This window comes from uncultured Roseobacter sp. (genome assembly GCF_947492555.1).
Taxonomy (GTDB): Bacteria; Pseudomonadota; Alphaproteobacteria; order Rhodobacterales; family Rhodobacteraceae; genus Roseobacter.
The window spans coordinates 289,571-305,362 of the sequence record NZ_CANLNE010000003.1 but is presented as its reverse complement, the minus strand read 5'-3'; the positions used below and the strand labels follow the sequence as shown (position 1 = coordinate 305,362).

Genomic DNA, 15,792 nt, shown 5'->3' with positions numbered 1-15,792 from the left:
TTAAACTCTCCGCATCCATTTCGATGGGCGCATCTTACCCGCGCGCTGCGACAGCTTCCATAGCCTGTTTCAGATCGTGCACCAATGTGCCGGCCATGGCGCGGAACACGAGGATCAGGAAGCTGTCTGCCCCGGTCCGCGTGACCGATCCGTTCATATGCATGATCAGCGTCCGGGCCGTATGACCCCGCTTGAAATGCGCCGCCCGCAGGTCAATCGGCACCAGCCGCGCCAGCACCTCCTCGGCCCCTTCCCCGGTAACCGTGACACTGGCCCAGGCGTCGCTTTGATCCGTCAGCGCCGCCGTCCCTGCCAGCGTCGGATCAGGGGGCGGCCCCGCCAACAGGACCATATCGCGCCCGAACCAGAGAGCGCGGGCGCCCTCCTTGCCGGTTGCCCGGTTGGCCGCCGGATAGCTCATGTCATGCGCGGCTGTAAACGCATCGGACGCCGTTACGGTCATCCCCCGGTAAGGGGCGATAGAGGTCAGGTGCCCAAGATCAATCTCGGTCACTGAAACCGCGCCAATCGTGATCGGCAGCAACCCCGCACAGGGGCTTTTCGCAAGCAGGTCAACCACGGGTCCGCCCTCCTTCCGGATCGACAAAGACCGGGGCGCAAATCTCTACCTCCGTCTCGATCCCGCGCAGATGATCGACGAGACGCAGGGTCTCGCCCACCCGCTCCGGCCCGCGTTTGACAAAACCAAGCGCCAGGAAGTGGCCCAGCGTGGGTGAGAAACTGACAGAGGTCACATAGCCCTGATCATTCTCGCGTTTTGCCTCTGCACCCCGGTCAAAAAGATGCGCCCCGGCGGTGAGTTCCTTGACAGCGCCCACGGGTTTCAAACCCACCAACTGCTCCCGGTCAGGGTCCAGAAGCCCTTCGCGAGCCGCCATCGCCTGACCGATGCAATCCTTCTTGGCGCTGATCATCCGGGCAAACCCGATGTCGAAGGCGGTTGCGCGCCCGTGGATTTCGGAATGCGTGATGTGACCCTTTTCAATCCGCAATACGTTCAACGCCTCCATGCCGTAAGCGCCGCCACCAAGCGCCTCGGCACGTTCCAGCAGGAGCTTGAACAAGCTCTCGCCGTAGCGCGCAGGCACGGCCACCTCATAGGCGTGTTCGCCCGAGAAGGAGATGCGGAAAAGCCGCCCGTCAACACCTGCAACTTTCGCCGTGCCGCAGGCCATGAAGGGCCAGCTGTCGTTGTCGATCCGGTCGTCCAGCAGATCGTTCAGCAGGTCCCGCGATTTCGGTCCGGCAACGGCAAACTGTGCCCATTGTTCGGTCACGGAAGTGAACCGCGCATCGAGATCGGGCCGCAACGCCTGATGCACGAACTCCAGATGTCGCATCACGCTGCCCGCTGCCGCCGTGGTCGTGGTCATCACGTAATGCTGCTCGCCCAGCCGCGCCGTGGTGCCGTCGTCCATCACATAGCCGTCTTCGCGCAGCATCAGGCCATAGCGCACGCGCCCGACCTTCAGCGTCGAGAAGGTGTTGGTGTAGACGAAATCCAGAAGCGCGGCAGCACCCGGCCCCTGAATGTCGATCTTGCCAAGCGTCGAGACGTCACAAATGCCAACCGCACTACGTACATATCCGACTTCGCGGTCACAGGACTGCCGCCAATGGCTTTCGTCTGGCTTCGGGAAATAGCTGGGGCGATACCAAAGCCCCGCCTCGATCATCGGCGCACCCATGGCAACGCTTACGTGGTGAGAGGTTGTCAGACGCCGGGGCGCAAAGCCTTCGCCCTGCGCGCCCGCCCCAAAGGCCGCAAGCGATACCGGGACAAAAGGCGGGCGGAAGGTCGTCGTTCCCGTTTCAGGGATCCCCCGCCCGGTGGCATCGGCGAGCAAAGCCAGGGCCGCCACGTTGGAGTTCTTGCCCTGGTCGGTGGCCATCCCTTGCGTGGTATAGCGCTTCATGTGCTCGACGGAACGGAAGTTTTCGGTCGCCGCCTGCTTGACGTCCTTCACCGTCACGTCGTTCTGGAAATCAAGCCAGGCTCGCCCCTTTCCCGGCACCGCCCAGAGCGGCGAGAGACGATAAGCGGCATCCTCCGCATCAGGAACAGAGCCGCGCGGTGCTTTCAGGCCAAGATCCTTAAGCGCGTTTTTTGCAGCCTGTGCACCCGCAGCCAGACAGGCGGCGGTGCTGAAATCGCCATTGCAGGCACCTGCGGCCTCCAGCCCCGGAACGCTACCCGGCGTGGGAACAAAACTGGCGATATCTTCGCGCCATGTGGGCCGCCCGTTCATATGGCAGGTCACGTGCACCGTGGGGTTCCAGCCGCCCGACATCGCCAGACAATCCACCTCAAGCTCTTCGGTGATACTGTCGGATTTCACGGCAATGCGCTTGAGGCCGAGACGCCCGGTGCTGCCGGTAACCAGGCCACCTGCGTAGGTCGGAAACGCGTGCCCCTTCAGTTCGGCATCCGGGCGGCTGTCGATCAGGGCGGCGACCTCTACGCCGGCCTCAATTAGATCCGCGGCCGTCCGGTGCGCATCGTCATTGTTGACAAAAACCGCAACCCGCTGCCCTGGGCTCACCCCCCACCGGTTCAGGTAGGCCCGCACCGCCCCCGCCGTCATGATGCCGGGGCGGTCATTGTTTTCAAAGGCAATGGGCCGTTCTAAGGCGCCCGCCGCGAGGATCGCGCGTTTGGCGACGATACGCCAAAACGTTTCCAGCGCGGCCCCCTCCGCCGGGCCGCGAAGGTGGCTGCTCACCCGCTCCAGAGCCGCATAGGTGCCGTGATCATAGGCCCCGACAAGCGTGGTCCGGGTCATCAGCCGGACGTTCTCCATGCTGCGCAACTCGGCCACGGCCTCTGTGGCCCAGTCGCTGCCCGGCATGCCGTCCACAATATACGTCTCGGCGTTGAGCCTGCCGCCCATGCGGCTGTCCTCATCGACCAGCAGCACGTCAGCACCGGCCCGGCCCGCCGTCAGTGCGGCCATCAACCCGGTAGGTCCGGCGCCGATCACCAGCAGATCGCAGAAAGCATAGGCTTTCTCGTAAGTATCCGGATTGTGTTCCCCGCTCAGCCCGCCCAGACCGGCGGCGCGGCGAATGACCGGCTCGTAAAGCCTTTCCCAAAACGCGCGCGGCCACATGAAGGTCTTGTAATAGAACCCCGCCCCCAGAAACGGCCAGGCCAGATCATTGACCGCCATCACATCCGTTTTGAGCGAGGGCCAGGCATTCTGCGAGCGGGCGCGCAGCCCGTCATAGACCTCCTGCGTCGTCGCCCGCACGTTGGGCTCTTGTGACGCGCCCTGCCCTATGGTCACCAGCGCATTGGGCTCTTCGCTACCTGCCGTCAGAACGCCACGCGGGCGGTGGTACTTGAATGATCGCCCCATCAGGCGTTGACCTGCGGCCAGCAGCGCAGAGGCCACCGTGTCGCCTTCAAAGGCCGAATACCCGATCTCGTCGAACTGAAAGCGCAGCTTTTTTGACCGGTCGACCAGCCCCTTGCCGTCAATCCTCATCCCTGTGCCTCCACCAGCGCCACGGCATGCACTTCATGGGTCGATGTGTTCCGGTCCACCACCAGCCAGCTGCCGCATCCGGCCTCGTGATGCCAAAGCTCGCGGCGCAGGCCCGAAGGGTTGTCGCGCAGGTGCACATAGTCGTCCCATGCGGCGACATCAGCGTCGCGCGCGGGCCGGTCCAGCGCAACCGCATCCCCCTGATAATAAAACTCACGGCGGTCACGCTCACCGCAGACGGGACAGGTCAGCCGCATGAACACGCCCTCCGTTTCTCTTGGCTACAAATATCCCCGCCGGAGGCATCCATCATATCCACCTCAATGCAGGTTGTGCTGAGAGCCGGTGCCCTCTTCATCGAGAATGCCCCGCCCGGTGCGGAAACGGTCCAGCCGGAAGGCGCTGGCCGTTTCGTGATGCTGCCCGCTGGCCATCAGGTGCGCAAAGGCGTAGCCCGAAGCGGGCACTGCCTTGAACCCGCCGTAGCACCAGCCACAATCAATGAACAAACCTTCCGTGTCGGTCTTGTCGATGATCGGCGAGCCATCGGGCGTCATATCCATGATCCCGCCCCAGCTGCGCAAGAGCTTGGCCTTGCCGATCATCGGCATCAGCGTCATGCCCGCCTCCATCACATGTTCGGCGGTCGGCAGATTGCCGCGACTGGCGTAGGAGGCGTAGAAATCCAGATCGCCGCCAAAGACCAGCCCGCCCTTGTCCGACTGACTGATGTAGAAATGCCCCATGCCAAAGGTCACCACATGGTTGATACAGGGCTTCAGCCCTTCCGTCACAAAGGCCTGTAGGATGTGGCTTTCGATCGGCAAGCGCATCCCTGCCATCGCCGCCACCTGCCCGGACCGGCCCGCCACAACGATGCCGACCTTTTTGGCCCGGATCGCGCCGCGCGTGGTCTGCACGCCACGCACGACCCCGTTTTCGATGTCGATGCCGGTGACTTCGCAGTTCTGCAGCAGGTCCACCCCGCGCTGATCCGCCCCGCGCGCATAGCCCCAGGCTACCGCGTCATGCCGCGCGGTGCCGCCCCGCGGGTGCAGCAGCCCCCCATAGATCGGAAACCGGGTGTTTTCGAAATCGAGATAGGGCAGATGTTTGCGCACGCCCTCCCGGTCCAGCAGGATCGCGTCATCGCCTTGATTGATCATGGCGTTGCCCCGGCGCACAAAGGCGTCGCGCTGCCCGTCGGAGTGGAAGAGGTTGATCATGCCCCGTTGCGAATGCATGACGTTGTAGTTGAGATCCTCCTCCAGCCCCTCCCAGAGCTTCAGCGAATGGCTGTAAAACTCCGAATTGCCCGGCAGAAAGTAATTGGCCCGCACGATGGTGGTGTTGCGCCCGATGTTGCCGCTGCCGATGTAACCCTTTTCGAGCACCGCAATATTGGTCATCCCGTGGTTCTTGGCGAGGTAGTAGGCCGTGGACAGTCCATGCCCGCCGCCCCCGATGATCACCGCGTCATACTCTGCCTTGGGCGCGGGGTCGCGCCAATGCGGTGTCCAGCCCTTGTTCCCGGTAAGGCCTTCCTTCAGAACGCGCAGGCCTGAAAATTTCACGTCCGCTCTCCATGCTTTTCAGCAAACCCTAACAGCAGTCCTGCGCGCTGTCCGCGACCAAATCCGACCAATCATGTCGCAGAGAGACCGGCGGTGCCTACTCCGCGTAGGCGGCCGCCTGTTCGTCCTTGCTGATGATCCGGGGGGTGGCGACCGGTGCGCCGGTGGCATCGAAAAACGGGCTCTGCCGTGCGGTGCCGTTGAGATAGGCCGCCAGTGCGCGTTTCGCGAGCCCGCCCATCATGCGCCCCAGCCCCTTGTCCTTGCGTGGCCCACCGGGGAGCGCTGCCTTGGTGAACCCATGGGTGACCACGGGCCCGAAGGCTTCCGTACTCTCGAATAGCGGACGCCACATACCCGCCAGCGGCATGCGGGAGGAGCCCACCGTATTGGCCAGCGGCGTGTTGCAGCAGGCCGCATACCAGCGGTGCAGCCCCTTGGGCGAGAGCCGCAAACAGGCGATCTGGTCTGCGCCTTGCGTGATCTCGATGCGCGCGGGCAGCACCTGCACCAGCGGGCTGCCACCGCCCGGCTCCAGCGCCTCCATCTGATCCATATGCCGCGCAAATGCCCTGCAGTCCTTGCAGTAGCAGATCAGGTGGCACCCGTTCGAGGGCGAGGCCTCTTGAACAACCCCTTTCACCTTACCACAGGAACAAGAAAACGCGACGTCTGCCATACCTACACCCATCCTGAAAATCGACGGTCCCGGCGGCCTTGCGTGGCGGTCACCGGAGCCTTGTCGGAGCGGAGATTACGCAGAGTCGGTCCGGCTCACAAGCCTTTCGCGCGATAGCTTGCAGCAACCTTGTCGATGGCCACCAGATAGGCCGCCGTGCGCAGATCCTGCACGTCATCCCGGCCATGCCAGACGTCGGCCATAGACTGATAGGCGATCCGCATCGTGTCATCGAGGCCAGAGCGCACAAGTTCCAGCTCACCCGCGCCGCGCAGGTACTTCTCTTTGAAATCCGGGCTCAACTCCCAGTTCAATTCCTTGTCCCGCGACAGGCGCTCCAGCTCGTTGATGATCAGCTGGTGGCGCGATTCCTCCTGCCTGCGGCCCATGCGGCCAAAGCGGATGTGGCTGAGGTTCTTGACCCACTCGAAATAGCTGACGGTCACACCCCCGGCGTTGGCGTACATGTCCGGGATCATCACAACGCCGCGTTCACGCAGAACCTGATCGGCCCCGGCAGTGACCGGCCCATTCGCGGCCTCGATGATCAGCGGCGCCTTGATCCGGTCCGCGTTCTGCAGGTTGATCACCCCCTCCAGCGCCGCGGGGATCAGAATATCGCAGTCTTCCTCCAGAACGGCCGCGCCATCCTTGACGTGGTGCATGTCCGAATACCCGGCGATGCCGCCATGTTTTGCGATCCATTCGCGCACCTTGTCAACGTCCAGCCCTTCGGGATTAAACAAGGCGCCATCCCGTTCGATGATGCCGATGATGGTACTGCCATCTTCGTCACGCAGGAACTTGGCGGCGTGGTAGCCTACATTACCAAGGCCCTGAACGATCACCCGCTTGCCATCAAGATCGCCGCTCATCCCGGCTTTTTTCACACCTTCCTCGTCGCGGAAGAAGGCGCGCAGCGCGTATTGCACGCCACGCCCCGTGGCTTCGACCCGCCCCGCGATCCCGCCCGCATTGGGCGGCTTGCCGGTGACACAGGCGTTGCCGTTGATGTCGGTCGTATGCATGCGTTTGTACTGATCCGCGATCCAGGCCATCTCGCGCTCGCCGGTGCCCATGTCGGGAGCGGGGACGTTCTGCGACGGATTGATCAGATCGCGCTTGATCAACTCATAGGCAAAGCGGCGGGTGATCTGTTCCAGCTCATGCTCGTCCCACTCGCGCGGATCCACGCAGAGCCCGCCCTTGGAGCCTCCAAACGGCGCCTCGACCAGCGCGCATTTATAGGTCATCAGCGCCGCCAGCGCCTCGACCTCGTCCTGGTCGACGCCCATGGAGTAGCGGATACCGCCTTTGACGGGCTCCATATGCTCCGAATGCACTGATCGGTAGCCAGTAAATGTATGTATCTTGCCCCGCAGTCTGACACCGAAACGCACCGTGTAGGTGGCGTTACAGACCCTGATCTTTTCCTCCAGCCCAGGCGAGAGATCCATCAGGCCAACGGCCCGGTTGAACATCTGGTCAACGCTATCTCTGAATCCCGGTTCCATGCTGTGCTTGTTCAATGTCTTTCTCCTGCTGGTCGCCACTGTTCTGCGTCTGGTGACAATCGCACCCTATGATGGTGAGTCGTTCATTGCCAGTTTTTTGGGCGGTTTACGAAGAACGCGTGCATGTCGCCGATCTTGCCGCCGTCCCGGAATTCGAAACAGTCGCCTCGTCAGAACCAACACCGTTTCCAAAAGCGCCGCTAACGGACTGATTTAAGGATAAAATTTTAACCTTTTTAGGGGGTGAAACCGCGTTCCGCCCGCTTTTTGCCACAAAAGGAGAGCATATCCAGAAGCTAATTTTCAGCGGCGCAATGCCGTTAACGCAACAAGTTGGTACCCGTATGACACGCATTTCGCCGGAGAACCCCGAAGAGAACGCTGCACGTCCGCACAGGATAACGGACTTTGCACGCAACGAGGATGGGGTCATTACGATCTTTACCATTTTCATCATGCTCATGATGCTCATGGTTGCCGGGGTCGGGGTCGACCTGATGCAAAACGAAATGCGCAGGACCGCCCTGCAGAATACGGTTGACCGCGCTGTACTGGCCGCAGCAGACCTTGACCAGACGCGCCCGGCCACGGATGTGGTGGAAGACTATTTCGACAAGACCGGCCTCCGCGAATTCCTGACCGATGTGCGCCCAAACCAAGGTCTGAACTATCGCACTGTCACGGCCGAAGCATTCATGCGGACCAACACGCAATTCATGGGGCTGCTTGGGGTCGACTCGCTACCGGTGCCCGCCTTCAGCCAAGCGGTTGAAGATGTTCCTAATGTAGAAATTTCCCTCGTGTTGGACATCTCGGGCTCCATGCGCTTTTCGAACCGGATGAAGAACCTGCGCCCCGCCGCAAAGAACTTCATCGACATCGTTCTGGTTGGACCGTCGGCAAATACAACATCGATCAACCTGATCCCTTACGCCGGTCAGACCAACCCAGGCCCATTCATGTTTGGACGACTGGGGGGCGATCGCTATTCAGCAGCCGCTTTGGATGAGGATGATGGCGGCATCGACGAGCTCTTCAACAACACCCAACTGCCCTCGAGCGATGACGCAGGCACTGGCAGCGACGCCAGCGTGCGGTACGTTTATCCTAACGTGTCTTCCTGCCTTGAGATCGATAACAGCGATTTTTCCGACGACCGTTTGCCGTCTGATGGGTACTACACACAGACCGCGCATTTCATGAATTGGAAAATCGCCTCTGAAATCGTGCGCGACGAAGATGACAATCCCGTCCTCTTTGATGAAAACGGAGATGTGGTCGAAAACGGCGGAACAACCCGCTCCGTGATGGACTGGGGCTGGTGCCCGCAGGACCAAACGTCAATCATCTACGCGTCCAACAACGCCACCGTGCTCAAAAACCGTATCGATACCATGCGGATGCATGACGGCACCGGCACTCACTATGCCATGAAATGGGCGCTCGCGCTGCTCAACCCCGATACGCAGCCCGACTTCGCACAGATGGCATTGCCTGCGAACAATCTGGTACCGGCACAATTCAACAATCGCCCGCTGGCCTATGATGACAGCGAAACGGTAAAGTATATCGTCCTGATGACTGACGGGCAGATCACCGAACAGGTGCGTCCGAAGGATACCATGCATACGTTGAACCCGACCAAACACCTCGGTGCGCGTTCGTCAGACCGCGAGACCATCACGTCTAAATCGACCAACGTCACAAACTTCAAGAAGCAATGCGACTTGGCCAAGGAGGAGTCGCGCAATGTGGTGATCTACACGATTGCCTTCGAGGCTCCCGGCACGCCGGAAGACCAGATGAGATATTGCGCCTCCAGCACGGGTCACTTCTTCAAAGCCACCGGCAAAGAACAAATCGCCGAAGCCTTTGCAACCATTGCGCGCCAAATCAATGAACTGAGGCTGACCCAATGATCCGCCGCATCTCTTCCTGCCTAAAGCGTTTTCGCAAGGACGAAGAAGGGCATATGATCATCGAATTCGCGATCATTGTGCCTGCCATCTTCAGCATGTTCCTCGCGTCCGTGGAGTTCGGAATCTATTCAATGCGCCAGATGTTTCTCGACCGCGGTCTTGACGTGACGGTGCGTGCCATTCGGCTCAACACCGGGATCGACCTCGACAATGACGGGGTCGTTGACTTTGATCACGACGTGGTCAAGCAAATGATCTGCGATAACTCGGGTTTCCTGAACACCGGTTCCGAGAACAATTGCGACCGCACCCTGCGTCTCGAGATGGAGCCGGTCGATCCGTTCAACTACGCGGGTCTCTCGGATGACATCGACTGTGTGGACGTCTCTGAACCGATCAACCCGCCACGTGGCTTCACCAACGGTGTAGAACATCAGCTGATGGTCATGCGCGCCTGTGTGAAATTCGATCCCGTCTTTCCATCCACGGGCCTCGGCTTCGCCTTTGACAAAGACGGTGCCGGCAAAGCCATGATGGTGTCCATGTCCGCCTTCGTTCAGGAGCCGATCTAATGCGCATCCCTGTCCTCACCCGCGCCCGTTTTGCGATCAGAGATTTTGCCAGACGTGAAGACGGCAACCTCGCCCTTGAGGCTGTGATCATCACGCCGATTCTGTTCTGGGCCTATATGGCGCTTTTCGTGATCTTTGACGCGTACCGCCAACATAGCATCAACCAAAAGGCCGCCTATACCATTGGCGATATGGTCTCCCGAGAAGACCGCGCCCTTACCGATGCATATATGACCGGCACGCGGAGCCTGTTCGACAGCCTGGCCCGTTCGGCAGAGCCGTCGACTGTCCGGGTCACTTCGGTATGGTTCGATGCTGCAAACAACCGCTACGTCTGCGAATGGTCGGAATCCATCGGTACTGTTAGCGATGCGACGATAAAACAAGTCGAGAACTGGGACACGCTCCTGCCCATCATGCCCAACCTAGAAAGAATTACCGTTGTTGAAACCTGGACGCGGTATGTGGCACCTTTCAATGTCGGAATTGGCGACCACGACATCCATAACTTCATTTTCACCCGGCACCGGAGCAGTGGTAGCAACAACTGGCAGGATAACGGCGCCGCTTGCGTTTGATTAGTCGGCTTCACGCTCTGCCAGCATGACGGCTATGATTTCCGCCATGTATTTTGTCTGACGACCGGGCGTCATACCGCCAACACCTACACGGCGACCAAACCGCCACCAAAGCCCCGGGCGCCAGTTGCGTGTTCCGGGGTTTTCCAGTCTCAGCAGAAATCCGTTAGAGGGCTTGAAAGCAAAGGCACCGCGGTCGATCCCGGTGATCTCGGCCACAGTGGCGATGACCACGCCCCCGCTATCGCGCAGCTCGGTCCGGGTGAGCTCCAGCACATGCGCAGTGGAGCGACGCATGGCGTCCGCCACCATGAGAGCCGTGATGCCAAGTGCAACCAGGAACACCTGCCAGCCAAAGCTCGGCGGTGTGACAAAAGCCACATAGATGACCAGCACCCCCAGAACGCTCAACAGGCCGATGCCGAGGAAACGGCGTCCGGCCGAGGCTTTCACGGTGGCGAGCACCTCGGTGTCGGAATCGTCTTGCATTGTCGGCACCTTTTCGGCTGGGCTCACGCCTCCTACCCCGCCGGGCGGGTTCAGTCCAGACGTGACAGCGTAGGCATCAGACGGCGGAGGCTGCCAGGGCGATAGGTGGGTCTGCTGGCCAGCCGCAGGCGCACGCTGTTGTCCAGATCACCAACACGCGCAGGTCCGGCGCGCCAGCCCAAAAGGCGCGGGAACACCCGGTAGATCCAGCGCGTGTCATCCAGATCATTGCTTGGCGCGGCAGGGTCCAGCCTGCCCTGCGGAAATGCCAGCCCCGGTTTGAGCTGCAGGCCCTGCTGGGCGGCCCCCTCCCAGATCCAGGCAAGCGTGATATCGGTCAACGCCCGCGTCTGTGCAGACCCGCCGACAATGCTGTGTGTGCCGACGAACCAGACCTGCTGATAAGGCCGCTCGGCGCTCTGATCCTGACCATTTAGCCCCGGCACCGCGCCACGCGGTTCAAGATTGTCCCAAAGGCTTGGGTCGAAAAGCACGCGCTGTTCGTCCAGCGCCACGGCATGGCGGGCGGATTCCACAAGATGCGACAGGGTGGTGTCATGAAACTTGTAGCGCGCATTCCACCATCCGGCGATGCGCCCAAAGATGCTTTCCGGAATGCCCAGAGCGCCAACCGTGTCCCAGACCCCCAGATAGGCGATCCGCACAAGGCAGCTGTCATCCCCGCGGTCCATCACATCCGCCTGGCTGGTGGCGAACTTCGGCGACAAGCGGCGCCGCGCGGCGCGGATATGCGGCGTGTCTGGCGAGTTCCGTGCGCCTCTCTTGCGATAGAGACGGAACGCCCGGCGCAGGTTGGCGGGCGTGGGATCGGCCAGTATGCCGCATTTTCGGATCATGCCCGCTAGCGACCGCGCCGTGTAGGCCCCGCGCGAAAACCCGAAGATCAGGATTTTGTCGCCCGGACGGTAGCATCTGCAAAGCTCCAGATAGGCCGATTTGATGTTGCGGTTGAGGCCCCAGCCAAAGAGCCCACCGCCCAGTTTGCTCAACCAGCGACCCAGATCGCTGATCCTGCCGGTGCCCGTGCCCACGCCTTCGAAATACATCACCCTTTGCCCGGCGCTCCGACGGCAGGCGGTCGAAAGACGCAGGACATGGGTTGCCGCGCTGTTTTGTGCCGAATTCCACGTGCCATCACAGAAGATCGCGATATGTGCCATTTGCCATTCCCCTTTTGCGCCCTAGACATGACAGAAGGGTCATCGCAGGCGCTTAACCGGGCGTACGCTGCGTTCACCAAGGCGCTGTCAAAGGAACAAACATGGCACCCAAATCCACGGCATATCTGGCTTTTCTCTTGGCGGTCGCCTTTGCGGCATCGCCGTTTCTGGTGTCGGATTTCTCCGGGTTCGATCCCGAGCAGTTCCCGGTGCCGCAGGAGGATCCGCCCGTACAGCCCGCGGGTTATGCGTTCTCGATCTGGGGGGTGATCTACCTGTGGCTGATTGTGGGGATGGGGTTCGGGGCCCTGCGCCGCGCCGATGCGGCGGATTGGCAGGCCATGCGGGCCCCTTTGTGTGTGTCGCTGGGTTTTGGGGCGATCTGGCTGGCGGTTGCGGTGCGCAGCCCGATCTGGGCCTCGATCCTGATCTGGGCGATGCTGATCAGCGCGCTGGTGGCGCTGTATCGTGCGCCCGCGCGCGATCATCTCTGGGCGGCCTATCCGCTGGGTCTTTATGCGGGCTGGTTGAGCGGGGCCAGTTGCGTGTCTCTGGGGCTTTTGGCGGCGGGGTATGGTTGGATGGACGGGCCGACGGCAGCCCTGCTCTTTGTCTTTATTGCACTGGTCCTGACCTCTGCCATTCAAACCACGCTGCGCCGGACGCCGACCTATGGGCTTGCCGCAATCTGGGCGCTTGTCGCCATCGTCGTGCAGAACCTATCGGGGGATCCGATGGTGGCAGCGCTGGCGGGTGGGGGTGCGGGCGCGCTGTTGGTGCCCGTCTTCAAGGCCTGGCGTGCGGAACGCGCCGGAGGCAAGGTGGCCTGAAAGCCCACCCTACCTGCCGGGATCAATCCTTGCGCCGCCCCTCGGTGTGTTTGCGCAGCTTGGACGGTGCGGCCTTCTTGCGCCCCTTGTAGGGGTTGGCGTCGTTCTGCCCGCGCATCCACAGCCGGATCGGCGTGCCCGGCATGTCGAAATCCAGACGCAGCCCATTGACCAGATAGCGGCTGTAGCTTTCGGGCACCTTATCGGGGTGGCTGCACATCACCACGAAGCCCGGCGGCCGTGTCTTGGCCTGTGTCATGTAGCGCAGCTTGATGCGTTTGCCCTGTGGCGCGGGGGGCGGGTGCGCCTCGACCATACCGGCGAGCCAGCGGTTCAGATGTGCCGTGCTGACCCGGCGATTCCAGACCTCATAGGCGCGCATGATCGCCTCCTGCAGCCGGTCGAGCCCCCGTCCCGTCTTGGCAGATACCGTGATCAGCGGAGCGCCGCGCAGCTGCGGCAGGAGCCGTTCGAAGCTTTCCTTCAGCTCCTTGAGCTTGGCCTGTCGGTTTTCCTCGATGTCCCACTTGTTCACGGCGATGACCACGGCTCGTCCCTCGCGCTCGGCCAGATCGGCGATGCGCAGATCCTGTTGTTCAAAGGGAATTTCCGCGTCCAGCAGCACCACGACCACCTCGGCGAATTTGACCGCACGCAACCCGTCGCCAACCGACAGCTTTTCAAGCTTTTCCTGCACCTTGGCTTTCTTGCGCATGCCCGCCGTGTCAAAGATGCGCATCGGCACTGCCTGACCCTCCGGCCCGGTCCAGTCAATGCGCAGCGAGATTGCATCGCGGGTGATCCCCGCCTCGGGGCCCGTCAACAGGCGGTCCTCGCCCAGGATCTGGTTGATCAACGTGGATTTGCCCGCATTGGGTCGCCCGACCACCGCCACCTGCAACGGCTTTTTCTCCGTCGGCATCGGGATTTCGGCTACCATATCGCCGTCGTCCTCATCCAGCGTCACGTCGATATCAGGTGCATCTTCTGCGGCGCGTTCAGCAAACTGATCGGCCAGGGGCATCAAGTGGGTGTAGAGATCGTTGAGCCCCTCGCCATGTTCGGCAGAAAGGCGAATGGGCTCCCCCAGACCCAGCGAATAGGCCTCGATCACACCGGCATCCGCCGCAGACCCTTCCGCCTTGTTGGCCGCCAGAATGACATGCGCGGATCTTTTGCGCAGGATGTCGGCAAAGACCAGATCGGACGGGGTGATCCCCACGCGCGCGTCCACCATGAAGAGACAGATGTCGGCCATGTCCACGGCGCGTTCGGTCAGGCGACGCATGCGGCCCTGCAGGCTGTCATCCGTCACCTCTTCCAGCCCGGCAGTATCGATCACGGTAAAACGCAGATCAGCCAGGCGCGCGGCCCCTTCCCGCAAGTCGCGGGTCACGCCCGGCTGGTCATCGACCAGCGCCAGCCGCTTGCCCACCAACCGGTTGAACAGCGTTGATTTGCCCACGTTGGGCCGCCCCACGATGGCGAGGGTAAAGGACATGACAAAGGCTCCGAGAACCGGGTAAAAAGGCGCTTTACCCTAGATGAGCGTCAACGGAAAGCGTGCAATTGGCCGTTTGTGGAGACAACGTAGAGCACCCCCCCTGCCACCACCGGCGCAGAGGTTGCCCCACCGGGGATGTCAACCGTGCTTACAAGCGCACCGCTTTCGGGGTCGAAACTGCGCAGCAACCCGTCGTTGGAAGCAACATGGACGCGTCCGCCCGCTAGCAGGGGGCCATGGTGCGCAAAGATCTCGGACCGCCGCTTGGGACGGTCCTTGACGAAATGCGGCATCTGCGTGCCCCAGATGCGCGTGCCATCGGACGCGTCGATGCGCAAAAGCTCTCCCAGCTCCGAGATCACGAAGATGCTGTCACCGGCGGGCACAACGGGGCCAACGGCACCCTCGCGTGCTGTCCAGTTGCGTGCACCCGAATCGACGTTGAGTGCAACGATCCGGCCTGCTTGGTTGCCAACAAAGACATTGTTACCCGCGATCACCGGCGCACCGGTCACATCACCCGCAGCGCCAAGGGCGCGGGCAAACCGTTGCCCCAAAGCAGACGCGTCCCAGCGGCGCAGTCCACCCCGGCGAAAGACAGCCTGAATTTCACCTGAGCCGAAGGCGAAGATTGCCAGATCATCGGACACCGCAGGCGCGGGAGCACCAAGCACGTTGTTCACGTCCGGTGATGCGTTCAGTTGCCATTCGATACGTCCGTCCTCTGCCCGAAGCGCCCAACCGGTATCGTCGCCCGATGTCACATAGACCAGATCACCAAAGGCTGCGGGTTGGCCAGAGCCTGTGCCTTCGAGGTTTTGCCGCCAGATTTCATTGCCCGTCGTGGCTTCCAGCGCCACCAGCGCACCATAGCCCAGTGACACATAGAGGCGACCGTCCTTGTAAGCCATTCCACCCCCGGTCGCAGCCCCGGCATCATCGCGATATGGGGTGACATCCTGCTGCCAGACAGTTTCACCGCTGGCAGAGGTCGCTGTTACCAAGGATTGGGAATCCAGGGTGAAGATCAGACCGCCTGCGACAACCGGGTCTGCGGTGATCCGATGACGACGGCTGTCACCTGCGCCGATATTGGCCGTCCAGATGCGTTGTGGAGAGGCGCCGAGCGCTGGATGCGCCACCCGGAAGGATGGTGATCCGATGCCTTGAGTCCATTCCGTGTTCGATTGAACAGTTGGCAGGGAAATCGCACGCGGCGCATCTTCGGTCTCAGCCGCAAGAGCAACGGTTTCGCCCTCCTGAAGCGCCGAACGGATGCTCTCACGTTTTCCGGGCAAAATGACATCCGGTTCCGAGCACGCCATCAGAAATGTCGCCGCCGTCAAAAGCGCAAAGGTCACGCGCCCTTGTCCAGAGGTTCTAAGAAAGTACATCATACCCTGCTCGCTTCACCCATTACGCTGCCCAAAATCCGTGCCCTAT

At 61.6% G+C, this 15,792-nt stretch carries 14 protein-coding genes; 4 read left to right on the top strand and 10 right to left on the bottom strand.

Translation table 11 applies throughout. The features are described from left to right. Positions 1–34: 34 nt before the first annotated feature. The 6 genes from Q1A07_RS14585 to Q1A07_RS14560 form a co-directional block, all read right to left on the bottom strand. Positions 35–580, bottom strand: a complete 546-nt coding sequence (locus Q1A07_RS14585; RefSeq protein ID WP_299782572.1) for a sarcosine oxidase subunit gamma — start codon at positions 578–580, stop codon at positions 35–37. After that, positions 573–3,509, bottom strand: coding sequence for a sarcosine oxidase subunit alpha family protein (locus Q1A07_RS14580; protein ID WP_299782569.1), 2,937 nt, complete (start codon positions 3,507–3,509; stop codon positions 573–575). The genes Q1A07_RS14585 and Q1A07_RS14580 overlap by 8 nt, the downstream gene beginning before the upstream one ends. Beyond that, a complete protein-coding gene (locus tag Q1A07_RS14575) occupies positions 3,506–3,766 on the bottom strand; it encodes a sarcosine oxidase subunit delta (RefSeq protein ID WP_299782568.1) in 261 nt (86 codons plus the stop codon). The genes Q1A07_RS14580 and Q1A07_RS14575 overlap by 4 nt, the downstream gene beginning before the upstream one ends. 63 nt (positions 3,767–3,829) lie before the next feature. Next, positions 3,830–5,083 (bottom strand): sarcosine oxidase subunit beta family protein, encoded by a 1,254-nt coding sequence (locus tag Q1A07_RS14570; protein ID WP_299782566.1) that lies wholly within the window; start codon positions 5,081–5,083, stop codon positions 3,830–3,832. A gap of 97 nt (positions 5,084–5,180) precedes the next feature. After that, positions 5,181–5,762, bottom strand: a complete 582-nt coding sequence (locus Q1A07_RS14565; protein ID WP_299782564.1) for a DUF6151 family protein — start codon at positions 5,760–5,762, stop codon at positions 5,181–5,183. A gap of 95 nt (positions 5,763–5,857) precedes the next feature. Next, positions 5,858–7,276 (bottom strand): Glu/Leu/Phe/Val dehydrogenase, encoded by a 1,419-nt coding sequence (locus Q1A07_RS14560; RefSeq protein ID WP_299783546.1) that lies wholly within the window; start codon positions 7,274–7,276, stop codon positions 5,858–5,860. A gap of 344 nt (positions 7,277–7,620) precedes the next feature. Here Q1A07_RS14560 and Q1A07_RS14555 point away from each other — a divergent pair, with 344 nt between their 5' ends. The 3 genes from Q1A07_RS14555 to Q1A07_RS14545 are packed head-to-tail and all read left to right on the top strand — an operon-like array spanning position 7,621 to position 10,345. After that, entirely contained in the window at positions 7,621–9,195 is a 1,575-nt protein-coding gene (locus tag Q1A07_RS14555; protein ID WP_299782562.1) for a TadE/TadG family type IV pilus assembly protein, read from the top strand. After that, complete coding sequence (locus Q1A07_RS14550; protein ID WP_299782560.1) at positions 9,192–9,767, top strand: TadE/TadG family type IV pilus assembly protein; 576 nt, start codon at positions 9,192–9,194, stop codon at positions 9,765–9,767. The genes Q1A07_RS14555 and Q1A07_RS14550 overlap by 4 nt, the downstream gene beginning before the upstream one ends. Further along, positions 9,767–10,345 (top strand): hypothetical protein, encoded by a 579-nt coding sequence (locus tag Q1A07_RS14545; RefSeq protein WP_299782558.1) that lies wholly within the window; start codon positions 9,767–9,769, stop codon positions 10,343–10,345. Before Q1A07_RS14550 ends, Q1A07_RS14545 begins: the two co-directional genes overlap by 1 nt. On the opposite strand, the gene Q1A07_RS14540 is transcribed toward Q1A07_RS14545, so the two are convergent. Then, positions 10,346–10,834 carry a hypothetical protein gene (locus Q1A07_RS14540; protein WP_299782556.1) on the bottom strand — a complete coding sequence of 163 codons (489 nt, stop codon included), beginning with the start codon at positions 10,832–10,834 and terminating at the stop codon, positions 10,346–10,348. 50 nt (positions 10,835–10,884) lie between these two features. After that, the gene (locus Q1A07_RS14535; RefSeq protein ID WP_299782554.1) at positions 10,885–12,015 is read right to left on the bottom strand and encodes a DUF2235 domain-containing protein; all 1,131 of its coding nucleotides are present in this window, start codon (positions 12,013–12,015) and stop codon (positions 10,885–10,887) included. A 101-nt stretch (positions 12,016–12,116) separates the two neighbouring features. On the opposite strand from Q1A07_RS14535, the gene Q1A07_RS14530 reads away from it, so the two are divergent. Then, positions 12,117–12,845 (top strand): TspO/MBR family protein, encoded by a 729-nt coding sequence (locus tag Q1A07_RS14530; RefSeq protein WP_299782552.1) that lies wholly within the window; start codon positions 12,117–12,119, stop codon positions 12,843–12,845. 22 nt (positions 12,846–12,867) lie between these two features. Here Q1A07_RS14530 and der read toward each other — a convergent pair whose 3' ends face one another. Next, positions 12,868–14,346 carry a ribosome biogenesis GTPase Der gene (gene der / locus Q1A07_RS14525; RefSeq protein WP_299782550.1) on the bottom strand — a complete coding sequence of 493 codons (1,479 nt, stop codon included), beginning with the start codon at positions 14,344–14,346 and terminating at the stop codon, positions 12,868–12,870. A 50-nt stretch (positions 14,347–14,396) separates the two neighbouring features. Further along, positions 14,397–15,743, bottom strand: coding sequence for a PQQ-like beta-propeller repeat protein (locus Q1A07_RS14520; protein WP_299782548.1), 1,347 nt, complete (start codon positions 15,741–15,743; stop codon positions 14,397–14,399). Positions 15,744–15,792 lie beyond the last annotated feature (49 nt).